Raw genomic sequence first — 23,200 nt, 5'->3', positions numbered from 1 at the left:
AATGATATCAGTCACTGTGTTTACACCCACATTCAATAGAGCACATGTATTAAAACGCTGCTATCTTTCTATTCTAGAACAAGATAGAGATGATATTGAATGGTTAATAATTGATGATGGTTCTACGGATAATACAGCAGAGGTCGTAGACTCATTTAAAATAGAAAATAAATTAAATATAAAATATATATATCAAAATAATAGTGGGAAACAAGCAGCATGGAATGAAGCTGTTGAGAATGCGAGTGGAGAGTATTTTATCGGCTTAGATTCTGATGATGCATTCATTGCCGGTTCTATCAATAAGTTACTTTCAATGAATTCTGTTTTTGACGATAAAGAAATTATCGGAATTAGAGCAACTTCAGTGAGTTCAGAAACGTTAAAACCTAATAACTATTATTTATCTAACGAAGATAAAAAGAGCTCATGGTTTGATGAGTTTCGTTCAGGAATTCGTGGTGAAAGAATTGATTTTTTCAAAACTGAATTACTAAAAAAATATCTTTATCCAGTGGCATCAGGTATAAACTTCATTCCTGAAATTTGGTTTTATAGTACTGTAGCCAAAGAGTATTATTTTTACTATAGCTCAATACCTGTTCGTATTTTTTTTAATTCCGAATCAATTAATCGGTTAAGTAAGTCATCTATAAAAAAACATGCTGTAGGCCATTATATCTCTCGTAAAGCGCTATTAGAAAATGTGCCGCTAAAGTTATGGTTATATCGCCCATTAGATTTTATAAAATCCATCCTGCGGATTAACCAAGCTTTAGCTATGATGGATGATAAATATATTGATCATAATAAAACCTCTATTTTAGTGAGAATTGTTATTTTACCGGGTTTAATTATTCATAAAATTAAAAAACAATAAGGGATTTTATGAAAAAAATTGCTTTCTTTGGTGGTGATATAAGCCATACAGGTGGGACTGAAAGAGTCAGTATAGCGCTTGCTAACTATCTTGTTAAACATGGCTATCAGGTTATTATTATCAGTTTAAGTGGTAATGCACCACCTAAATTTCCTGTCGATGAGAGTATAAAATTAGTCTCACTCTTTGATGAAAAAAGACGCTTTTCGCTTGCCTACTTTTCTGTTGTTTTTAGATTACGTCGTATCCTAATAGATGAATCAATTGATGTCCTGATTGATGTTGATACGATGTTAGCACTATTTAGCTCTACTGCTTTATTAGGTACCAAGATAAAGCATATATCGTGGGAGCACTTTAATTATAAAAGTAACTTAACAATAAAATCACGAAAACTTGCCAGAAGAGTAGCTGCTAAATATGCTGATGCAGTCGTCACTCTAACAGAAAAAGATCGTGAGTATTGGCTGGAAGAAAACAAATACCCTGAAAAGATAATAGCAATACCCAATCCATTACCTTTTGAACCACAAAGTAAATTAACTAAAAAACACGCAAAAAAGGTTTTAGCTTTAGGTCGACTTACTTATCAAAAAGGTTTTGATCTTTTATTAGATATTTGGGCAAAGATTGAAGAGGCTAACAATAGCTGGGTGCTTATTATTGCTGGTGATGGTGAAGATAAAATATTATTATTGGATAAGATCAAAAAATTAAGTCTAAAAAATGTAGAATTACTTCCCTCTACCCCCCATGTGAGCGATTTATATAATCAGTCTAGCCTTTATGCAATGACATCTCGATTTGAAGGTTTTCCCATGGTGTTGCTTGAAGCAAAGGCCAGTGGATTGCCTATCATCGCATATGATTGTGATACTGGCCCTTCAGAGTTGATCATGGATAATGAAGATGGCTACCTTGTACCCTTTGCTGATAGCAATGCATTTATTGAAAAATTGCTTTTTCTAATGAATGATGAAGACTTAAGGGAAGCTATGTCATTAAAGTCACTAGAAAATGCAGAGAAATATAAAATAGATGTCACTATAGGCAATAAATGGAAGAATCTGATACAGAATATTTTAATAAAATGAGATTGTATTTGATATTTACTTTATAGCTTACACATCTAATTAAGATAGATAAAATATAAAGCCAATAGTTAAACTTAACGTAAATATTATTAATTTAATCTTTACTTTATAGCAATAGAAATAATAAGAGGGGAACAGTGAATTTATTGTATATTATTACCGGGCTTGGGATGGGGGGGGCCGAAAAACAAACTGTCTTGATCGCCAATAAGATGCATGAGGCTGGTCATAATGTTATGATTATTTCCCTAACTGGCGATACATTGGTTAAACCGACTGATGGTGTTCAGTTGAATGAACTAAAATTAGAAAAAACACCATTTAGTTTATTTAAAGGATTATTTAAAGTTAGAAAAATAATAAAAAAATTCAAACCAGACATTGTTCATAGTCATATGTTTCATGCCAATTTATTTGCCAGACTTCTGCGAACCTTCACGAAGATACCTGTTTTAATATGTACAGCACATAATACTAATGAAGGCAGTTCTCTACGGATGTTAGCGTATAAATATACAGATAAACTTGCTTCTCTTTCAACCAATGTGAGCCAAGATGCAGTTGATTCCTTTATTCAAAAAGGAGCTTCAACTGCGGCCAGAATGATTGTTGTTTCAAATGGTATTGATACCTCTCAGTTCGATTTTTCAATGGACGATAGAAAAAAAAAGAGATCAGAGTTAGGTATTTTTGATGATACGCCTATGCTTCTCAGTGTAGGAAGATTAACAGAAGCAAAAGATTATCCTAATTTGCTGACTGCCTATTCTTTACTTATTAAAAACAATAAATTTCAAAGTTTTCCTCGACTATTTATTGTCGGAACAGGTCATCTTGAAGGTCAGCTCAAAAGTATGTCTAAAGAGTTTGGAATTGAAAACTATGTGACATTCCTTGGACAACGAAATGATATACGACAATTAATGTGCGCGGCTGATATTTTTATCCTGTCATCCGAATGGGAAGGTTTTCCACTAGTCATTACTGAAGCCATGGCATGTAAGAAATTGATTGTAGCTACAGATGCTGGCGGTATAACTGAAGCGCTAGGCGATTGTGGCTCTGTTGTCCCAGTAAAAGATCCTGCTCGTTTATCCCAAGAAATAAATAAAATGATAAATTTATCGGATGAACAAAAAGAAATACTAGGTAATAAGGTGAGAGAGAGAATTAAACAGACGAATTCTATCGAGAAAATAATCGAGCGCTGGATGTCTATTTATACTCAATATTATTAATTATATTCCATCTTAACTTGTGCTTATTATAAAATTTGATGTTTTTATAGTTATCATAGCTATGAAATAAACTTGGGGTTAAAATGCCAATTTTAATATTATCACTATTAGTATTCTTTCTGATTTCAGTAGGGTTAACGTATTTATTACGTCAATATTCTATTAAGAATAATATTATAGATAAACCTAATTCACGTAGCTCACATGTCGTCCCAACCCCACGGGGGGGCGGTGTAGCTATAGTTTTTAGTTTCCTCTGTGGGATAGCCTTATTCTACTTTCAAGGCTATCTACCGCCTTTAACTGTTATTGGGTTAGTGGTATCTGGTGGAATAATCGCATTGGTTGGTTTCTGGGATGATCATGGGCATATTGCTGCCCGTTGGCGTCTTTTAGCTCATTTTTCTGCAGCAGCATTTTTATTATTTTGCTTAGGTGGTTTTCCGGTATTAACTATTTCTGGGGTTGTTATCAATCTCGGAATCTTAGGAAGCTTATTTGGCTTGCTATTTTTAGTGTGGATGTTAAATCTCTATAATTTTATGGATGGCATAGATGGTTTAGCCAGCGCACAGGCGATTACAACCAGCATTGGCGCGATTGCGATTTATTTTATCAGTGGCGATCATATCGAATTAGACAGTTATCTGGTTCTTTGGTTACTCGCAAGTACTGTTTTAGGATTTCTAGTGTGGAATTTCCCACCAGCTAAAATATTCATGGGTGATGCAGGGAGTGGGTTTCTGGGGCTGATTATCGGCTCTTTAGCAATTAGTGCGGGCTGGATAGAAACAAAATTCTTCTTCTGTTGGCTGATTTTATTGGGTTTATTTATTGTTGATGCGACATGGACTCTGGCGCGTAGGGTTCTGGGTGGTTTTAAAGTTTATGAGGCCCATCGAAGTCATGGTTATCAAATTTTATCCAGAAGATTTAAACGTCATTTGCCTGTGACTTTATCTGCTATTGCTATAAATATTATTTGGCTATTCCCTATAGCATTATTTGTAGGGCTTGATATTGTTAATCCAATAATCGCTCTCGTTATCGCCTATGTCCCTCTTTTATATATTGACTATAAAGTTAATGCTGGAATTGATAATAATTAACCTATTTAAATTTATAGTAAATTAATGAATTTAATTCGCGTCACGTAAAATGGCGTTTTCCATCTTGGGGTTGGTATCATGTTTCTCGTGTTTCTGTTGTCTCTACCAAGACCTATTAAACGAATCATTATGCTATGGTTAGACACAATTCTAATTGTTTTAGCATACTGGGGCGCGTTCTGGGTACGGCTGGATGTAGATAGTCCTTTTACCAGTATTGAACAATGGGTTGCTTTGGCTGTCATTATACCTCCGACCCTTTTAGTTTATATTCGTCTGGGTTTGTATCGGACAGTATTACGCTATGTTAGTGCTAAGATTGTCACTACTGTAATGATTGGTGTTGTATTATCCTCTGGATTGCTGGTGCTGGGTTCCTACTTCCTGGGAATATATTTACCAAGAACAGTCGCTGTTATGTTCTTTGTTTTTTCATTAGTGTTTATTTGTGGTTCTCGATTGTTCTTTAGAATGCTATTAAACTATGGTGTTAGAGGGAAAACCCCGGTGGTTATATATGGTGCGGGCGCTTCTGGTCGACAATTATTACCTGCACTTATGCAAGCTAGCGAATATTTTCCAATTGCATTTATTGATGATAATCCAAAGTTAAATAAAGCTGTTATACATGGCGTTACAGTTTACCCTTCAGAGAAACTTGAATATTTAATCGAACGCTATGGCATTAAAAAAGTGTTACTGGCGATGCCAAGTGTTAGCCAAAGTCAGCGTAGAGCTGTTGTCGCTAAACTTGAGAATCTTTCTTGTGAAGTTTTATCTATTCCAGGTATGTCCGACTTAGTTGAAGGTAGGGCACAAATTAGTAGCTTAAAGAAAGTCTCAATCGAGGAATTACTTGGAAGAGATCCTGTAGAGCCAGATAAGAAATTATTAGCTAAAAATATTACAGGGAAAGTTGTGATGGTGACAGGGGCGGGCGGTTCAATCGGCTCTGAGCTATGTCGCCAAATTATTGTGGAAAAACCAAAGTTATTAATTCTTTTCGATATATCTGAGTTTTCACTTTATTCCATTGAGAATGAAATAGCTGCAATATGTAAAAATAATAAAATTGATACAGAGTTTGTTGCATTACTTGGCTCGGTACAAAGTGAAACCAGGCTAGTTCAGATAATGTCTAGTTTTCAGGTTAATACTGTTTATCATGCTGCAGCCTATAAGCATGTACCCCTTGTTGAAAATAACGTGATTGAGGGGGTGAAGAACAATATATTTGGTACGCTTTATTGTGCAAAAGCGGCAATAAAATCAGGTGTGGAGAAATTTGTTTTAATTTCTACAGATAAAGCCGTAAGGCCAACCAATACCATGGGAGCAACCAAGAGAATGGCTGAGCTTGTGTTGCAAGCATTATCGAAAGAACAAAATAATACAAAGTTTTGCATGGTTCGTTTTGGTAATGTTTTGGGGTCTTCCGGTTCTGTTGTCCCTCTCTTTAAGAAACAAATCGCAGAGGGAGGCCCAGTAACTCTCACGCATAAAGATATTATTCGTTACTTTATGACTATTCCTGAAGCTGCTCAACTTGTTATTCAAGCCAGTGCTATGGGGCAGGGTGGCGATGTCTTCGTATTAGATATGGGCGATCCTGTTAAGATCATTGATTTGGCCAAAAGGATGATTAATCTTTCAGGTCTTTCAATTAAGAGCGAAGAAAACCCCGATGGTGATATCGCGATAGAGATTTTGGGTTTGCGGCCAGGTGAAAAGTTATATGAAGAGTTATTAATTGGTGAATCTGTACAGAATACCCATCATCCTAGAATTATGACCGCAACTGAAGTCATGCTTGAATGGGATAATTTGAATACTTTACTAAACAAAATTGAAACTGCTTGTAATGACTTTGATTATGAATGTATTCGTTCTTTATTAGTAGAAGCGCCCGCCGGATTTCAACCAACAGACGGTATCTGTGATATCGTTTGGCAAAAAAATCACAATGAAAATGCAAAAAATACTATTGCTCATTGATGGTTTTGAGAACGCTCTCTAATCATATTTTCATTTTATTTTTTACGGAAATTATATGAAGACTGTTGCATTCGTAATTACTAAATCAATCATTGGTGGTGCCCAAGGTTGGGTTTTAGAGCAAGTTAAGCTACTTAAAGATGATTGTAATATTATTTTGATAACCTCTGAGCCTGGTTGGTTAACCGAAACGATTGTCTGTGATAAAATCGTTATTATTCCAGAGATCAGAAAAATGGCCAGCATTAAGGCTATTTACAGTTTATATAAAGCACTTAAAGAAAATAAAGTTGATATTGTTGTATCCAGCTCCGCCAACGCGGGGTTTTATAGTCGATTAGCCCGCTTATTCCTACGTTTCCGCGGTGTATATGTTTCTCATGGATGGTCATGTATTTACAATGGTAATGTACTGAAGTTTATATTTTGCTATATTGAAAAACTATTGTCCCATATTACTGATGTTATATGGTGTGTGTCCCAAAGTGATGCAGATAAAGCAATTAAAATTATTGGTATTAAGCCTGAGAAGATAGTGACACAGCTTAATGCTATAACACCCTTAGCTGAGCGCCCAGACCGCCCGTGTGAAAATAAAATTATTTATGTTTGCCGGTTAGCTTATCCAAAACGCCCTGACTTGATCTTAAAAGTTGTTGCTGCTAATCCTAAATTTGATCTCGATATTGTTGGTGATGGTGAATATTACCAAGATCTTAAAAATGAATATGGTAGTTATGACAATATTCATTTCTATGGTGAGATTAAAGGGTTCGATAAATTTAATGAGTATGATGTATTTGTATTAACATCAGAAAGCGAAGGTTTACCAATGGCAGCAATTGAAGCGACTAGTGCCAGTTTACCCGTTATTTTGAGTAATGTAGGCGGTTGTAGTGAAGTTGTTGACCAGAATGGTATTTTAATTGGAAATACAACGGAAGAATTAGATTCTGCTCTTAATAGAGTATTTTCAAATTATACTTCATTCTATAAAGCCGCGCAAAAACAGAAAAATAAATTTGATATGAACAATGTTAAAGATAAATATAGGGAAATTATTCTTGGGCGATGAAGTCTATTTCGATTCCTTAAATTCAATAGGTAAGCTATGACTATTTTAGTGACTGGTGGTGCAGGGTATATTGGTTCACACACCCTGTTAACACTCTTAGAAAATGGCAAGGATGTTGTTGTATTAGATAATTTATCTAACGCTTCTGCTGAGTCATTGTTGCGTGTATCTCAAATCACAGGCCGTATGGCGACGTTTTATCAAGGTGATGTATTAGATAGCGATTGTCTTAAACAGATATTTTCTGAGCATAAAATTGATGCAGTTATTCATTTTGCGGGTTTGAAATCAGTCAGTGAGTCTGTCGTTAAGCCAATTGAATATTACCAAAATAATGTTACCGGTTCGATTGTCTTACTTGAAGAAATGGTGATTGCTGGTGTCAAAAAATTAATATTTAGCTCTTCTGCTACTGTGTATGGTGATCCTGAATTTGTTCCTCTGACTGAAGATGCTCGTGTTGGAGGTACCACCAACCCTTATGGCTCATCAAAGGTCATGGTTGAGCAAATATTGAAAGACTTCTCTTTGGCTCATCCTGATTTTTCTATAAGAACGCTGCGGTACTTTAATCCTGTTGGTGCCCATATTTCAGGCCTAATAGGTGAGGATCCAAATGGTAAACCTAATAACTTGTTGCCTTTTATTACTCAGGTTGCGATTGGTAAACTCCCTAAATTAGCTGTTTATGGTAATGATTATCCCACGGCAGATGGTTCCGGTGTACGAGATTATATTCATGTCATGGATCTCGCTGAAGGGCATATTTGTGCGCTTAATAAGCTAACTCCAGGATTTAAGGTTTATAATCTTGGTTCGGGTGTTGGGTATTCAGTGTTACAGATGATCGCGGAATTTGAACGTATATCAGGTAAAAAAATTCCTTATGAAATTGTTGCTCGTCGTTCTGGAGATATTGCAGAATGTTGGGCGAGTGCAGAACTTGCCTTGAAAGAATTAGAATGGAAAGCCAAAAGAACTTTAACAGATATGTTAAAAGACGCTTGGAACTGGCAGCAATCTAATCCTAATGGCTATGTTCGCTGAGTATTGGGTATTTGTGCTAAAATTCTTTATCTCTTCATTCCTCAATTTGTAACAAACAACAATGAAATTTCCTGGTAAACGCAAATCTAAACACTATTTTCCTGTTAATGCCCGAGATCCTTTACTGCAACCGGCGCAAACAGAAAATGAGGTGAGTACATCTTATATCGTCGGCATTGATCAGACGCTGGTTGATATTGAAGCGAAGGTCGATGAGGACTTTATTACGCGTTATGGTCTTAGCCAAGGGCATTCTTTGGTTATCGAGGATGATGTCGCTGAGCAGCTTTATCAGGAATTAACGACTAATGGGTTGATAACTCATGAGTTTGCCGGTGGTACCATTGGTAATACATTGCATAATTATTCTGTGCTGGCCGATGACCGTTCTATTTTGCTAGGGACGATGTGTAGCAATATCAAAATCGGCAGTTATGCCTATCGTTACTTATGCAATACCTCGAGCCGTACGGATTTAAACTATCTACAGGCTGTTGATGGTGCCATTGGCCGCTGTTTCACTTTAATTACAGATAATGGTGAGCGGACATTTGCGATCAGCCCAGGCCAAATGAATCAACTGCGGCCGGAAAGTATTCCTGAAGATATTATCGCTGGCGCTTCAGCATTGGTTCTTACAGCTTATCTGGTGCGTTGCAAACCGGGTGAGCCAATGCCTGAGGCGACCATGCAGGCAATCAATTATGCGAAGAAATATAATGTTCCTGTGGTGATGACACTTGGAACCAAATATGTCATTGCAGATAATCCGCAGTGGTGGCGTGACTTTCTTAAAGAGCATGTTTCTATCGTTGCAATGAATGAAGATGAAGCTTATGAGCTGACTGGCCTGAATGACCCATTAATGGCTTCAGATATGGCGTTGAGCTGGGTTGATTTAGTGCTGTGTACCGCAGGCCCTAATGGGCTTTATATGGCGGGATATACAGAAGAGGCTAATAAGCGCCAAACTCAGCATCCATTATTGCCTGGCGCTATTGCGGAATTTAATCTGTATGAATTTAGCCGAGTTATGCGCAAAGAGCATTGCGAAAATCCATTGCGTATTTATTCTCATATTGCCCCTTATATGGGGGGGCCAGAGAAAATAATGAATACTAATGGGGCAGGGGATGGCGCATTATCCGCCGTGCTGCATGATATAGCTGCTAATGGCTTTCATCGTAATAATGTTCCTAACTCAAGTAAACATGTTCGTAGTTGCCTTAGTTATTCTTCATTGGCACAAGTATGTAAATATGCCAATCGGGTCAGTTATCAGGTGTTGAATCAACATTCACCACGTTTAACTCGTGGTTTGCCTGAGCGAGAAGACAGTTTGGAAGAGTCGTACTGGGAAAGATAAGATATCCGTCATCTTTCAAATTGCAGGTGTGTTGGCTGCTCTCGTTACTTGGCCCATCCATAGGCCTCGCCTCTACGAGGCCGCTGAGAGCAGCGTTCAAATCTGCTCCCGGCAGATTTGTCACCCGAATAACTTAGCGGTGTAAGCTCATCGGGATTATGAGCCTCATTAGAGGCTCACCCTAAGGGCCAGCGCAAGCGCTGTTCAAAATGGTTTACAACCAATTTGTCTCTTACTCGCCGCCTTCCTGCACCTTGAAATCTATTGGATAGAGCACATCAACTATAAATAGGGCCAGCATATGCTGGCCCTATTTATAGTTGATGTGCTAACACAGTAATACTTTTAAATCGGGCAAAGTGGGCGCTTATCTTCTTCCGTCAGCGTTTCGATCTTCAGCATATTAAGCATACTGTTGGCAATTTCACGTTCGCCCATAACAACCTGATTCGCACCACGATCCGAGATATAAACGACTTCATCGTCATAATGTGCGCGCGCAATAATCTCAAGATCTGGTCGTTTAATTCTGGCTGAAGCGACAATCTCCCCGGCTTCGTAGCCATTCGGAATTGTCAGTAATAACCAACGTGCGCAATCTAAACGAGCCAGCGACATAATATCTGCGCTGGCAGCATTGCCTAATACCGCATTAATACCTTGTTCACGCAGTGCTTCCACTCTTGGCCGAGAGTTCTCGATAACTACTAATGGAATACCTTCCGCATGCAGTTTGGCACCTAATAAGCTGCCAACCCGACCATAACCCACTAATAATGCATGATTGCATAAATCGACAGGGATCTGCTTTTCTTCTTCTACGGCTTCTTCCAGAATCAGATCTTCCATGGTCTCGTTCTTGGCTAAATAGCGATCTAACAGTGTGAAAAGTAACGGATTAAGCATGATGGACAGAATCGCCCCTGCCAGGACCAGATTGCGGCCGTGTTCTGACATTAAACCGAGAGAAATCCCAAGCCCTGCCAGAATAAAGGCGAATTCACCGATTTGTGCCAAGCTGACCGAAATAGTGAGTGCGGTGCGTTTTGAGTGGCCAAACATCCGCACTAATATGAATGCGATAGCTGATTTGCCGAAGATGATGATAGCCAGTGAGGCCAGCACGGCTAAAGGCTCATGTAGCAAAATCATGGGGTCGAACAACATCCCGACCGAAACGAAAAACAGGACGGCGAATGCATCACGTAATGGCAGAGTATCTTGCGCGGCACGATGGCTGAGCTCAGATTCATTCAATACCATTCCGGCGAAGAATGCACCGAGAGCAAAGGATACATCGAACAGCCCTACAGCACCGTATGCAATCCCGAGTGCTAATACCAGCACCGCCAGGGTAAATAGCTCACGGGAGCCGGTACTGGCGGTTTTAGCCAGTATCCAAGGGACCAGGCGGCGGCCAACAACAATCATCAGAGTAATGAATGCAATTACCTTACCGATGGTAATCGCCAATTCCGTGAATAATTGGCTCAGACTGGTGGTTTCGTTCCCCATCACGCCAGCAAAGGCCGGTAATAGCACCAATGTGAGCACCATCGCCAAATCTTCAACAATTAACCAGCCAATGGCAATTTGCCCTCGTTGGCTATCAATGAGTTGCCGTTCTTCTAATGCCCGCAGTAATACCACTGTACTCGCTGTTGATAGGCAAAGACCGAAGACAAACCCAGTCATCAAATCCCAGCCTAATAAATGAGATAATCCCATCCCGAGTAAGGTGGCGACAGCAATTTGTGCAACGGCACCGGGTATGGCGATAGCTTTTACTGCGAGGAGGTCTTTAAGCGAGAAGTGAAGTCCAACACCAAACATCAACAAAATAACACCAATTTCAGCCAATTCTGGTGCTAATGAGGTATCAGCAACAAAACCTGGCGTGAATGGCCCGGCTAGCACCCCTGCTGCAAGATACCCCACCAGTGGTGAGATGCGCAGGCGGTGAGCCAAGGTGCCCAAGAGGAAGGCGAGAACAAGGCCTCCGACGATCGTGGTAATTAAGGGTGTTGAGTGGTGCATCCAGACTCCTTCTAGTTCGGCAGGGCGGCAAGCATTTCACAGCAATAACATCAGTTTATTGCATTTATGCGATCAATGCGCGATAAAAATTCATTTTTTATCGATAAAAGTCTGCTTTGGCATGGAAATTGTTTGAAGTGGTTGTTTATGGTGGATTTGCTATTTCTATCTCTATTACACAGGGAATCATCCCGACTGAAACACATATTTCAATCGGGATTATAAGGTTATTACTATTACTTATCTTCTATATTAGGCAGGAAGACCGTTATTATCCCCAGTAATGGTAAGAATGCACAGATTTGATAAACCAGTTCAATACTGCTCAAATCAGCAACATACCCTAGTACAGCCGCACCTAAACCCCCCATACCGAAAGCAAAACCGAAGAATAGACCGGATACCATCCCGACTTTTCCTGGAATAAGCTCCTGCGCATATACCAGTATTGCCGAGAAGGCCGAGGCGAGGATAACCCCAATGATCACGGTTAAAACCCCTGTCCAGTACAAAGATGCGTGGGGTAAAACAAGGGTAAACGGTGCTACACCCAGTATTGACCCCCAAATAACATATTTACGACCTATCCGATCACCAAGAGGCCCGCCAATGATGGTGCCAGCGGCAACTGCGAATAAGAATACAAATAAATGTATTTGGGCATTTTGTATCGAAACACCAAACCTATGCATCAGATAAAAGGTGTAATAGCTGCTAATACTTGTCAAGTAGAAGTATTTAGAGAATATCAACACCATCAGGATTGCTAACGCCCTAATAACAGTCTTTTTAGGCAGCATTTCTACTGATGAGGCTTTTAGTATTTTGCCATGTGTGGCTCTTTGTTGTTGCTGATACCATTTACTGACCTGTAATAGCACCACAATTGCCAGCAATGCCGCGAGGGAAAACCAGCCCACATTGCCTTTGCCATAAGGTGCAATAAGGATTGCGGCTAATAACGGGCCAAGGGCACTACCGAAGTTGCCCCCCACTTGAAAAATGGACTGAGCCATACCATGACGACCACCAGAGGCCATGCGGGCTACCCGCGAGGATTCTGGATGGAAGACCGAAGAACCGGTACCGACCAATGCCGCCGCCAATAAAACCACGGGGAAGGTGGTAGCGACTGCAAGCAGCAAGATGCCCGACAGAGTAAAACCCATACCAATTGGCAGTGAATAGGGTTTTGGATGCTTATCGGTATAGAGGCCAATAAGCGGCTGTAATAGTGAGGCAGTCAATTGGTAGGTGAGGGTAATTAATCCAATTTGTGCAAAACTCAGTGAAAATTCGGCTTGTAATAGAGGATAAATTGCCAGAATCAGCGATTGGATCATATCGTTGAGCAAGTGAGATACGCTGATAGCACCCAAAATAGAGAAAGACGTGCGTTTTACCTTGGTCTTATCGATGGTCTGGGTATTGATGGAGGGCTGGGGGCCAGTCTCAGAACGATCGGTCATAGTGAGTATTCGCCTAATAATTTTCACTGTTAATAGTATCTTGGTAATTAATACATATTATTCAGATCGAATGATTTTTACTACAGCAGATAAAACTTGATATATATTCCAATATCCTGAAATTCAGCATGCATTATTACATTACAATGCTGGCTTTATCACAGTATCACCTTGATTTTTCATGATATTGATATGCGTCACCCCATTTTCACTGATTAAACTGGCACTGAATAGGCCGGTTTTAACGACAACATGGAGATTTGCCATGCGTTTTTCATTATCGACCACAGCATGTGCTTTGGCTGTGTCGCTGGCGTTTGCACCGGGATGGGCAGCTGCCTGGGAAAAAGATAAAACTTACGATATCACCATATTGCACACCAACGACCACCATGGGCACTTCTGGCAAAATGATCACGGTGAGTATGGGTTGGCTGCACAGAAAACCTTAGTTGATGATATCCGCAAACAAGTCGCCGCAGAGGGAGGAAGCCTATTGCTGCTTTCTGGCGGCGATATTAATACCGGCGTACCGGAATCTGATTTGCAAGATGCCGAACCGGATTTCCGTGGTATGAATTTGGTCGGTTATGATGCTATGGCCATTGGTAACCATGAGTTTGATAACCCTCTGAGTGTGTTGCGTCAGCAGGAGAAATGGGCGACTTTCCCATTATTATCCGCCAATATTTATCAGAAAAGCACTCAGCAGCGATTATTCAAACCTTATGCACTGTTTGATAAGCAAGGTGTGAAAATTGCGGTGATTGGTTTAACCACCGATGACACCGCTAAGATCGGGAATCCCGAGTATTTCACTGATATCGAATTCCATGCACCCGCAGCAGAAGCCAAGCAAGTTGTCGAGCAACTGAGAAAAACAGAAAAGCCTGACATTATTATCGCGGCGACTCATATGGGGCATTACGATGATGGCCAGCATGGATCTAATGCTCCGGGTGATGTCGAGATGGCGCGCAGCCTACCGGCGGGTTACCTGGATATGATTGTGGGCGGGCATTCGCAAGATCCGGTCTGTATGGCCAGTGAAAACCATAAGCAGGCTGATTATGTGCCAGGCACCCCTTGTGCTCCTGATCGGCAGAATGGCACTTGGATCGTGCAGGCGCATGAATGGGGTAAATATGTGGGTCGGGCAGACTTCAAATTCCGTAATGGCGAGTTGAAGTTAGTGAGCTATCAGTTAATTCCGATCAATTTAAAGAAAAAAGTTGAGAAAGCTGATGGCACCAGTGAGCGCGTGTTTTATACCCAAGAAATTGCCCAAGACCCAGCAATGCTGAAGCTGCTGACGCCATTTGAAGAGCAAGGTAAGGCGCAACTGGATGTTAAAGTCGGCAGTGTGAATGGCAAGCTGGAGGGGGATCGCAGTAAAGTCCGTTTCGAGCAAACTAATCTGGCACGTATGTTATTGGCGGCACAAATGGAACGTGCGGGTGCTGACTTTGCAGTAATGAGTGGCGGTGGGGTTCGTGACTCTATCGATGCCGGCGATATCACTTATAAAGATGTTCTCAAAGTTCAGCCATTCGGTAATACCTTGGTTTATGCCGATATGAAAGGCAGCGAAGTCGAGAAATATCTGGCGGTCGTGGCCAATAAAAAAGTAGATTCAGGAGCTTATGCGCAATTTGCCAATGTTAGCTTAGTGGCTGATGGCAAGGGTGTCAGCGACGTGAAAATACAGGGCAAGCCGTTAGACCCGAATAAAACTTATCGTCTGGCGACCTTGAATTTCAACGCGTTAGGCGGTGATGGCTATCCGAAGATTGATACCTTACCGGGCTATGTGAATACCGGCTTTATCGATGCAGAAGTTCTGAAGCAGTATATTGAAAAGCACTCTCCGCTAGATGCTAATCAGTATCAGCCGAAAGGCGAGATTGTTTATAAGTAACTGTAATTAATCGGGATGAAGTACATTTTAAGCGGTGTATTTCATCCCGACATAAAACTCAGAAAAATGCTTCTGCAAAACCCCTGCAAAACTTCACTGCAAAACTGGATGCAAATTAAACTGCAATTGTGATCCACTCTTTCCCGCGATCATCATTATATTTATCTGTCATTGCTTGGTTCTTGTGACCGAGTAATGATTTTGTGTCGATGCCTTGTTCTCGGTATAACCTTTCGGAAAGTGAACGCTGTTCATGGAATGTTGGTGGAGTGCCATCTTTCCATTTAATCCCGCTAGCTTCACGCGCTGCAGTGAAATTCATTGTGATAGTTTGGTCTCGAATATTTCCACCGCGCTTTGCCGTAGCTACTGCATGATGATGATGTAATAAGTGAGGGCTTACTATCCGATCCCGACACTGGGCTATAACTTCTCTCAATGTAATATTCAGCGAATCACAACGAAGCGATAAAGGGATAGCCAATTTAGCCCCTGTTTTACTCTGAACAACATGAAGATGATCGTCCCAAATGTCTGAAAATTTCATGGCCGCTATATCGCCTAGGCGCTGGCCAGTGACGACTGCAAGTAGCATTGCTCTTTGCAAGTATGGCTGCATTGCTCCAGCTTCCTTATATATAGTTTGCCACTCTTCTAAACTGAGGCGCTGCCGCTGAACTTTTGATTTTGGTTGTTTCGTTGCAAGGGCAGGGTTGTAGCCAGGGGGCACTTCACCGGCATGTTGAGCTTCCTTAAATACATCAATGATAATTCTACGCACGACTTGAGCCATTGCTTGCTGCCCACGTTCTTTATACACACCAAGAATATCTGCAATATCCCTTACTGTGATTTCAGGCAATAGTTTATTGCCGAGTATAGATCTCATCACTTTAACTGGAGTCTTTTTCTGATTAACACTCGAGGCTTTCAGTTCACCCAGGCGTTGGCGTTCTTCCTGAATTTTCCAATAGCTATCTAGCCATGCTGACACAGATAAACCTTTACCTAGATCCCTGCTAATTTTATCTCTTGCGGTCATTAGCTGGCTCATTTGCTGCTGAGCGAATCGAGTATTAGCTTCTACCGCTATAGCTTTTGCTTCAGTTTCGCTATCACCCAATCCGTGGAATTTGCCTGACACCGGATGCTTATAACGCCAGTACACTTTCTTTGTTCTGGCGTCCGTGTAGCACGATAGACCTGGTACATCGACATTGTACTTACGTGGTCTGCCCATCTTCCATTATCCTTTTCAGGCGCGGATCATCGTTTTGTTTAACAATTGGCTTAATTGCCATCCCGATGAACCTTGCATTTTTATCGACCCGCCAGCATTTACCCGCCTTCATTGGTGGAGGCGAGATCATGCCGCTTTTGGCATATTTTATTAGAGTGGGATAGCTAGGAACTGGTTCGTCAAATTCCTCTTTTGCCCACACTGTTAATGTCTGTGTTCTCGCCATGGTCATTCTCCACACTGTTTATTTAAAGGCCCGCCGCACGCAGGCCGTGACAAATTTATTCAATATCGGTGCTGGTGGCTGGGATCAGCCGCTGATAAATGGCTGAGACGTATTTAGCTTGGTGAATGGCATCCGCTAAAGCATTATGTCGTTCGCCATCAAATGGCATATCTCGTTTAGGATCAAAACCTAAGGCTCGTCCCAACTTAACCATTGTTCTGACGTCCAGATCGTTAAACCAACTCCAGCATGGTGGCATTTGACAACGCTCATAAGCTGCACGAAGAATAACGTTATCGAATGAAGCACCATTACCCCAGACAGATATTCTTGCGGAACCTGCCGTTACCGTGGCAACAAAAACATTCAAGTCATGCAGGGCTTTATTAATAGATGTTGGGTCACTGGTTATTGCTGCTCGCGCTTCACTACTCTGAGTTAGCCACCACAAAATGGTACTGGCATCAGGTACAGCTCCGAGTGCAACCTCACTCTCAAGGCTTACCGCAGTGTAAAATGATGGGCCAATCTCACCAGATGCAGGATCAAAGAATACAGCTCCAATAGCGACGATAGGCGCATTCGGTTTGTTGCCCATAGTTTCCAGATCGACCATTAAGTTATTCATTTATTATCCTTGTTTACGCAGATAAGGGAGTATTCCGTATTTCAAAACACAATATGCATGCCCATATACATTTTTTTCTTCAATATTTGTAGCCTGGTCACACATCACGCCGACCTTTTCAATTAGCTCATCCTGAATAGTGCCCACATTAACTGACTGCAACGCTTTCAACTCTGCAAGTTGCTCACGCAGTGATAGCAGTTCAGTAGCCATTTCCATTTGTTCGCTGCGGGTAAGTCCCGCATCTAAGGGCTTCCGGATAAAACTGTTAATTCTGTCTTTACTCAGCATCTGCATTCCCCTCTATACGATAGAATCCCAGCTTATTTAGAGCTTTTTCAGCGTTAAATTCGATGGCTTCTTTATCCGTCACGCCAAGCAGCAATACGACAAACTTTTTACCTTTTGGTGGCTTAAATCTCGCGGCACCTCCTTGCCCCTGAAACGTAAAAGTATCAGCAAAACTAGCGTCACCATCATGTAATTTAAGCATCACTCCCCCTCAACAGTGAAACCGGCTGCTTTGATGGCGTCTTTGCAGGCGTCCAGCCCAAGATTGAAGCCAATAGTCTCGTAATATTGCTTAGTGTGCATATCGGGAGGGTAACGATAATCCGGCAACACAACCGCTTTACTCAGCTTCTCGTTTGCCGCTGATAACGCTGCTTCTGCTTTTGCTAGCTCTGCTGTAACTGACGAATATGCAGTAGACATGGATTCATATTTATTACGCACAACGCCGTTTTCTTTCTGTGCCGCTTCCAGTTGGGCTATCAGTCCAGTAACTTGCTCTTGGGCCAACAATAAATTGCGGCCAGTTTCTTGAAATGCTTCTACTGCTTCTTGGTGCTCTTGATGCCAGTACATAGCCGTTAGTGCTAGCCGTTCTTTCTCACCAATTAGCGGAGAGGAACCACGGTAGATTTCTTTAATTCGTGACTGGCAAATCAACTCTTCGAAGTTATTCATCATGACTCCCAAACCTGATTTTTTGCTGCGGAATACCCATCTGAATATGCGCAAACCCAGTTCAATTGCTCTGGCGTGAAATCCATACCATCCGATGGAAATGAAACGAGACGCATACTTAAAATGTTGAATGATGTCGTGAGCTCGCGAGAAAATTTATCCAAGAACGCTGCGTTTAATTTGTCGGAAAATGAGTCATTAAGTTTGCGATGGAGCTTTTCAATCTTGGTAGCCATATCACTCACCCCTCAGGCTGGCGGCGAACTTCGGCGCGGCGGAGAGCATAGAGCGGTACCCAGCCATGAATACCCCGCACGGACCAGTTCCATTCAGCGATTCCTCATACGCAGTGGTGCATGCGTCTCTAAATGCGGTAGTTTGTTCGAGTGGTACAAAGCAAAGCTGGTACCCGTCCGGAGCCACAATACTCCTGGCTATATATTCATTAAGCGCCTGAGTTGTGGCACTCATTTCAGCTTTGATTATTTCTACGGCCTTGGCGTGGGTAATTAGTCCGGTCATGTTTTCATCAAACCAGCGTTGTAAATCACTAAGCATCATTTCTGGCGGGATAACTAACTCAGCATCATCAGCGATGCTCTCTAGCCAGCACTGAGCCTCATAGATATTAGTGCCGTGAATACAATGTAGGGCTGCTTGAATGGTCATAACAGCGCGATGCAGCAACCATGCATTTGATAACTCACTGGCGGCTTTATCGGTAAGCGCCGCATTCTCGCCAACCAACTGTTGCACCCTGGCAATAGTTTCACCTGCTACCGCGCCGGTAATACCCAAAGCCCCGGCAATCAGTGAGCAAGTATTGAGTGCAGTATCGCGCTCAGCTACCAGGTGTTCAGTCTTGAATGCTTCCGCATAGCAATTGTTGAAATGGGTAGCTAACGCCTCCGGATCGCATTCAATAGGACGCAACCAGTAGCAAACCGGACCATCTTCTGTGTCATGAATTGAAGCCAAAAACCAACCATCTCCCGCCGGTGGTTTGGGTTGCCACAAACTGACATCACAGCCAGCGGAGTCGAATGCCGCCTGCAGCTCTTCTGCATTTTCTTCGTTTTCCATCCAGCTCATCGCGCCAGTAACACGGTTACGCATTTTCCACGCATAAAACTCACCGTCGACACCAAACTCATTCCCGTTTGCAGGTACAAAATAATCAGGGTGAGTCCAGAAACCATTAGCATCACGTTCAACCGGTACCGCTGTAATTGTCTTGATCATCACTGTTTCCTCGCATAGAGAACGCTATCTACAGGTAAGCATTCATATTCGGGTGGTAGACCTTGCTGCTGGATGTCGGCTATACAGTTCTTATCATCCGGATAGACGTAGCCTTGCGGCTCGTACTGGCACGGTTGGAATGTGTAACAGACGAGTAGAAACAGGCCGTACATCATGATGCTATGGCCCCGGTTAGTTCATTGAAACGCGCCAAGAAAGCGATCCGCGCATCCCGTGAAGACATTGGCACTATTGCCATTTCTGCAGGGGGAATACCGGCCAACATTGGCCACTCTTTATCATCATTGATTTCCAGCTCCTGCCGTTCAGTAGCCAACATGACAAGATCGCAGTAGTGAACAACTTCTGACATTTCAGCGGGTAAGCCAAATGCTTCACGAACGACGATATCAACCCGCAACTCAATTGCTTGGTAATCAGGTAGTAGCCGCTTAAGAGGTGAGGGGATATCTTTGCAATAAGCCTCGGTTGCATCGTGCAGCAGGGCTTCAAGGGCGAACTCTTTAGGTACAATCTGGCTTATTAACCAGCAGTGCTGGGCTACAGAGTAGAAATTAGGCAGGTGACCGGCAAAGCGGCATTCATGTGATAACGCCTGAGCGATATCTTTAATGCAAATACTGCTGACGACTGGTTTTAGATAATTAAATTCCAGCCCTGAATAAGTCGTAATATAGGACATAAATATACTCCACACGGTTTTTAGGTAATACCCCGCCAAATACCCCATTGCTGGGATATTTGAAGTGATACTATTTAATTAAGGTTTAATTACGCTTTAAATTTACCAATAAAGGTTTCAACTTCGACGTCTTTAAATTTAGCGGTAAGCAAGTCGCGGAATTCAGTTGCAATTTCTTCCTCTACAGCTTCCAACTGGATGATACGCAATACTAATATCGGTTTGTCGCTGGTAATAATACTGTAACGTAATTTGAATCGGCGCTCCCCCAACCCTTCATAAGGTACGCATTTAAATTCAAATGCTGCTGGCATAACGTCTTTACTCTTAGCCTCCACACTTTCCATCAGTGAACGCTTGCCGCTGAAATCATTTTCTTCATGATCAGAAGAAGATAGCGATTCAATAGTGATGCGGCGAACGCCATTTACTGCCTGCACAGCGTTCATTACTTCCCCGTCTGCGTTAAATGCAGTCAGGAACTCACGGTTATCTTCCAACCATTCGGCAAGTTCTTTCTGGCTCTGTTTGCGTTCATTGATGTTTAACAGCCCAGTGAATGGGGCGGTTTTCTTTAAAACAATAACGCCAGTGTTGTCAGCGTGACCGGGGGAAACAAGGGTGCCAAGGTTGAAAATACTTACCGCTTGCATGCTATCGGCATCAATGAAGCAGCGAACGCCGGGGCCAGAATATTCAGATGAATATTTTACAAAATCGTCGATACTGGTGGTTTCCATTTTGCCGCGAAAGCGATAGCGGTTTTCATAGAAACATTCCAGACTCTCCACGCCTACACTATTTGGTAAAACAGATACCGGACAGTCAGTTAACTCCAAGCCTTTAAGAAATGAACCCGATAGTGTTAAGTCTTTAATTTGCGCGATTGCTGAGCCATCTAATTGGGACATATTAACTCCGTTGAAATATAAAAATAGATTTCTGGGAAAGTGAAGAATTAATTAACGGTTTTTAATTTACCGTCTGTTTCACCTTTAACCGTGAATAATTGACCTTGGTCTTCTTTAAATAAAGAAAGTCGGCCACCCTTATTTACATACATAGGCGTAGTCGTCGTATTATCTTCTGATCGATTACCCCGCATTGTTGGGGCGGTAAATTTCAGTTTATGAGAAATGGTGACTCGATTTTCATCGAGGGCGGAAAATTCCATTTCAATGGTGACTTTGCCTTTTTTACTGGTGTTATTAACACTAAGGGCGACATCACTTAAAATTGCACCGTATTTCTGTTCGAATACACCGCCATCTAAATCACTAATAAAAGCTGCTACATCAGTTTGACGTTCACTCATTTTGGTAACCTCTCATTAAAGCGGCACCTGCCGCGTTCGTTTACTCCACACACAGAGAAGAACACCGAGCCGGGGGCTTTATACTGTACGGGTTAAAAGGGATATCCCGACCGGTGTGCTTCTCTGTGTGTAAAAAGGGCGGCTGGCCTAATCTGGTGTTGGCAGGCGCAGCCGCTAAAGACACAGCACAGCAATGGATTAAATCTGTGCCTGGTTACTTCTCCACCTCAGGCGGCGGTGGTATCCTCAAAGTCCCTACAACAAGGAGGATTTTTCTGTGAACAATGAAGATATAAACATTCGTCTTAAAGCTATGGAACTTGCCATTACGCGTCTTGCAACTTCAATTACTGAAAATGGCGGGCCATCATCTACAGATCTAGAAGGACACATTCTTTATTTTCGAGAGCGTCTTGGTCGTGGTGATTTAGAACCTCAACAAGAACTAATTTTCAAACAAACACTGGCGCTGCTTGATCCGCTATCACCAAAACCAGGCGACCTGTTTTAATTATCCGTTTCACAAAGGCTTTTACTGGTGTAATAACCACGCTTCACGGCTGCTTGATTACTCAGCATCGACTCAGCGAGGCGTATGTTTTGGTTGGTTTTTGCATTAGGTTTAAGTTTCTGGAGTTCTTTGGAGTCCTCGAGCAACAAACGAATCAATGCAATTTCACATTCATTAATAGCCTGGTATTTAAGCCCGGAAGGTAGGTTAAATGTCCTGCCTTCAAGTTTATCGCTATCTTTTTTGCTGATTTCCATTCTGATTACTCCACACTGTTAACCCTACTAAGCGAATCATCCGATGTTTCGTATGCCACCGGCAGCTACTACGTGGGCGTCCTGCCTGTTCGCTGTTGATGAGATAAATATAAAATAACTTATTTTAAAAGGCAAGTTTAAAATATAAATAAACTTAGTTTTTGTTTGATAAAGCAACCCATGAGAGTTACTTAGATATGAGGAGGGGTTTTTACAATTCGAACTGAACGCCTTTTACGACACCAATGATTTCGCAGGATTCAGTGATCGCGATACTGTCATACCTTGAATTTAGAGGGGTTAAGTAGCGATTCGGGCCATCGATAACTAATTTTTTAACTGTCATCACATTTTTAGGTTTTGAACCTGAGTTATCAGATATAACGGCAACAACGATTTTCCCGTTTTCTGGCTCTACTAAAGGGTCAACAACCACTGTCGACCCACGTGGGATACTAGGGTTTCCATGCGGGTTAACCATCGTGTCATCGTCAATGATGAAACCGAATGATAGCGGGGATACATTGAGGAACGTGGTAGTTTTCTTTGCGCTAGCTGGCATTTCATTTGCTCCACTTGTGGTAAAAGCTTTTGCTTCTTCCCACGAGAGTAAAGGTATGAATTGCATGGCATTTTGTGTTGGCGCAACTGCCCCCGCCGTTTGACCATATAGTAAGTAGTTTTCTGTTGTACGAAGAGCCCTGGCCAATTTACTTAAAGCCATTCCCCCAGGTTGATTTAAGTCTTTCTCCCAATAACCGACGGTTACACCGGAGACACCAATAGCCTTGCCGAGCACTACTTGGGTGTAATTTTGTTCTTTTCTTAATTTCTTAATGCGCTGCCCAAGCGTATCCACGGTATTTCCCTTTGGTTGATAT

26 protein-coding genes are annotated in these 23,200 nt (G+C 41.7%); 10 read left to right on the top strand and 16 right to left on the bottom strand.

All coding sequences use genetic code 11. The features are described from left to right. The first annotated feature begins 1 nt into the window (after position 1). From DXZ79_RS14555 to DXZ79_RS14520, 8 genes are all read left to right on the top strand, one after another. On the top strand, positions 2-880 hold the full coding sequence (locus tag DXZ79_RS14555; RefSeq protein WP_038631593.1) for a glycosyltransferase family A protein: 879 nt from the start codon (positions 2-4) through the stop codon (positions 878-880). An 8-nt stretch (positions 881-888) separates the two neighbouring features. Then, positions 889-1,974, top strand: coding sequence for a glycosyltransferase family 4 protein (locus tag DXZ79_RS14550; RefSeq protein ID WP_038631595.1), 1,086 nt, complete (start codon positions 889-891; stop codon positions 1,972-1,974). 137 nt (positions 1,975-2,111) lie between these two features. Beyond that, positions 2,112-3,212: a glycosyltransferase gene (locus DXZ79_RS14545; RefSeq protein WP_038631597.1), complete on the top strand. Its 1,101-nt coding sequence runs from the start codon at positions 2,112-2,114 to the stop codon at positions 3,210-3,212. Positions 3,213-3,295: 83 nt separating this feature from the next. Continuing rightward, positions 3,296-4,321, top strand: a complete 1,026-nt coding sequence (locus DXZ79_RS14540) for an MraY family glycosyltransferase (RefSeq protein ID WP_050291370.1) — start codon at positions 3,296-3,298, stop codon at positions 4,319-4,321. Between the two features lie 129 nt (positions 4,322-4,450). Next, the gene (locus DXZ79_RS14535; protein ID WP_280524501.1) at positions 4,451-6,316 is read left to right on the top strand and encodes a polysaccharide biosynthesis protein; all 1,866 of its coding nucleotides are present in this window, start codon (positions 4,451-4,453) and stop codon (positions 6,314-6,316) included. Between the two features lie 55 nt (positions 6,317-6,371). Beyond that, the gene (locus DXZ79_RS14530; RefSeq protein ID WP_120011397.1) at positions 6,372-7,391 is read left to right on the top strand and encodes a glycosyltransferase; all 1,020 of its coding nucleotides are present in this window, start codon (positions 6,372-6,374) and stop codon (positions 7,389-7,391) included. Positions 7,392-7,427: 36 nt separating this feature from the next. After that, positions 7,428-8,438 carry a UDP-glucose 4-epimerase GalE gene (gene galE / locus DXZ79_RS14525; protein ID WP_038631603.1) on the top strand — a complete coding sequence of 337 codons (1,011 nt, stop codon included), beginning with the start codon at positions 7,428-7,430 and terminating at the stop codon, positions 8,436-8,438. Between the two features lie 61 nt (positions 8,439-8,499). Then, complete coding sequence (locus DXZ79_RS14520; protein WP_038631605.1) at positions 8,500-9,804, top strand: inosine/guanosine kinase; 1,305 nt, start codon at positions 8,500-8,502, stop codon at positions 9,802-9,804. A 345-nt stretch (positions 9,805-10,149) separates the two neighbouring features. Here the strand turns inward: DXZ79_RS14520 and ybaL are convergent, their stop codons facing one another. From ybaL to DXZ79_RS21135, 3 genes are all read right to left on the bottom strand, one after another. Continuing rightward, on the bottom strand, positions 10,150-11,841 hold the full coding sequence (gene ybaL / locus DXZ79_RS14510) for a YbaL family putative K(+) efflux transporter (RefSeq protein WP_038631607.1): 1,692 nt from the start codon (positions 11,839-11,841) through the stop codon (positions 10,150-10,152). A gap of 236 nt (positions 11,842-12,077) precedes the next feature. Then, a complete protein-coding gene (gene rosA, locus DXZ79_RS14505) occupies positions 12,078-13,310 on the bottom strand; it encodes an MFS transporter RosA (protein ID WP_050291369.1) in 1,233 nt (410 codons plus the stop codon). 141 nt (positions 13,311-13,451) lie between these two features. Then, positions 13,452-13,577: a hypothetical protein gene (locus tag DXZ79_RS21135; protein ID WP_261369823.1), complete on the bottom strand. Its 126-nt coding sequence runs from the start codon at positions 13,575-13,577 to the stop codon at positions 13,452-13,454. Between DXZ79_RS21135 and ushA the strand changes: the two genes are divergently transcribed. Beyond that, on the top strand, positions 13,576-15,228 hold the full coding sequence (gene ushA / locus DXZ79_RS14500; RefSeq protein ID WP_038639400.1) for a bifunctional UDP-sugar hydrolase/5'-nucleotidase UshA: 1,653 nt from the start codon (positions 13,576-13,578) through the stop codon (positions 15,226-15,228). The genes DXZ79_RS21135 and ushA overlap by 2 nt on opposite strands. 115 nt (positions 15,229-15,343) lie before the next feature. Here ushA and DXZ79_RS14495 read toward each other — a convergent pair whose 3' ends face one another. The 11 genes from DXZ79_RS14495 to DXZ79_RS14445 form a co-directional block, all read right to left on the bottom strand. Beyond that, positions 15,344-16,468 (bottom strand): site-specific integrase, encoded by a 1,125-nt coding sequence (locus tag DXZ79_RS14495; RefSeq protein WP_120011396.1) that lies wholly within the window; start codon positions 16,466-16,468, stop codon positions 15,344-15,346. Beyond that, positions 16,452-16,694, bottom strand: coding sequence for an excisionase (locus tag DXZ79_RS14490; protein WP_050126553.1), 243 nt, complete (start codon positions 16,692-16,694; stop codon positions 16,452-16,454). The genes DXZ79_RS14495 and DXZ79_RS14490 overlap by 17 nt, the downstream gene beginning before the upstream one ends. Before the next feature lie 55 nt (positions 16,695-16,749). Beyond that, entirely contained in the window at positions 16,750-17,322 is a 573-nt protein-coding gene (locus DXZ79_RS14485) for a 3'-5' exonuclease (protein WP_050126552.1), read from the bottom strand. Between the two features lie 3 nt (positions 17,323-17,325). Continuing rightward, on the bottom strand, positions 17,326-17,613 hold the full coding sequence (locus DXZ79_RS14480; protein ID WP_120011395.1) for a hypothetical protein: 288 nt from the start codon (positions 17,611-17,613) through the stop codon (positions 17,326-17,328). Next, positions 17,603-17,815 (bottom strand): hypothetical protein, encoded by a 213-nt coding sequence (locus DXZ79_RS14475; protein ID WP_120011394.1) that lies wholly within the window; start codon positions 17,813-17,815, stop codon positions 17,603-17,605. The genes DXZ79_RS14480 and DXZ79_RS14475 overlap by 11 nt, the downstream gene beginning before the upstream one ends. Continuing rightward, positions 17,815-18,294: a hypothetical protein gene (locus DXZ79_RS14470; protein ID WP_120011393.1), complete on the bottom strand. Its 480-nt coding sequence runs from the start codon at positions 18,292-18,294 to the stop codon at positions 17,815-17,817. The genes DXZ79_RS14475 and DXZ79_RS14470 overlap by 1 nt, the downstream gene beginning before the upstream one ends. After that, entirely contained in the window at positions 18,291-18,527 is a 237-nt protein-coding gene (locus DXZ79_RS14465; RefSeq protein ID WP_120011392.1) for a hypothetical protein, read from the bottom strand. Before DXZ79_RS14465 ends, DXZ79_RS14470 begins: the two co-directional genes overlap by 4 nt. A 1-nt stretch (position 18,528) precedes the next feature. Further along, positions 18,529-19,533, bottom strand: a complete 1,005-nt coding sequence (locus DXZ79_RS20990) for a hypothetical protein (RefSeq protein WP_244942287.1) — start codon at positions 19,531-19,533, stop codon at positions 18,529-18,531. Positions 19,534-19,705: 172 nt separating this feature from the next. Further along, on the bottom strand, positions 19,706-20,236 hold the full coding sequence (locus DXZ79_RS14455) for an HD family hydrolase (protein WP_120011391.1): 531 nt from the start codon (positions 20,234-20,236) through the stop codon (positions 19,706-19,708). An 89-nt stretch (positions 20,237-20,325) separates the two neighbouring features. Further along, positions 20,326-21,147, bottom strand: a complete 822-nt coding sequence (locus DXZ79_RS14450; RefSeq protein WP_120011390.1) for a YfdQ family protein — start codon at positions 21,145-21,147, stop codon at positions 20,326-20,328. A gap of 47 nt (positions 21,148-21,194) precedes the next feature. After that, positions 21,195-21,551, bottom strand: a complete 357-nt coding sequence (locus DXZ79_RS14445) for a hypothetical protein (RefSeq protein WP_120011389.1) — start codon at positions 21,549-21,551, stop codon at positions 21,195-21,197. Between the two features lie 277 nt (positions 21,552-21,828). Between DXZ79_RS14445 and DXZ79_RS14440 the strand changes: the two genes are divergently transcribed. Next, positions 21,829-22,062 carry a hypothetical protein gene (locus tag DXZ79_RS14440; protein ID WP_005174526.1) on the top strand — a complete coding sequence of 78 codons (234 nt, stop codon included), beginning with the start codon at positions 21,829-21,831 and terminating at the stop codon, positions 22,060-22,062. On the opposite strand, the gene DXZ79_RS14435 is transcribed toward DXZ79_RS14440, so the two are convergent. Continuing rightward, complete coding sequence (locus DXZ79_RS14435) at positions 22,059-22,319, bottom strand: hypothetical protein (RefSeq protein ID WP_005174523.1); 261 nt, start codon at positions 22,317-22,319, stop codon at positions 22,059-22,061. The genes DXZ79_RS14440 and DXZ79_RS14435 overlap by 4 nt on opposite strands. Before the next feature lie 211 nt (positions 22,320-22,530). Beyond that, positions 22,531-23,178, bottom strand: coding sequence for a LexA family protein (locus tag DXZ79_RS14430; protein WP_050297023.1), 648 nt, complete (start codon positions 23,176-23,178; stop codon positions 22,531-22,533). Positions 23,179-23,200: the final 22 nt, after the last annotated feature.

This window comes from Yersinia rochesterensis (genome assembly GCF_003600645.1).
Classification (GTDB): Bacteria; Pseudomonadota; Gammaproteobacteria; order Enterobacterales; family Enterobacteriaceae; genus Yersinia; species Yersinia rochesterensis.
The sequence above is the reverse complement of the archived record's forward strand: the minus strand, read 5'-3'. Positions and strand labels throughout refer to the sequence as shown.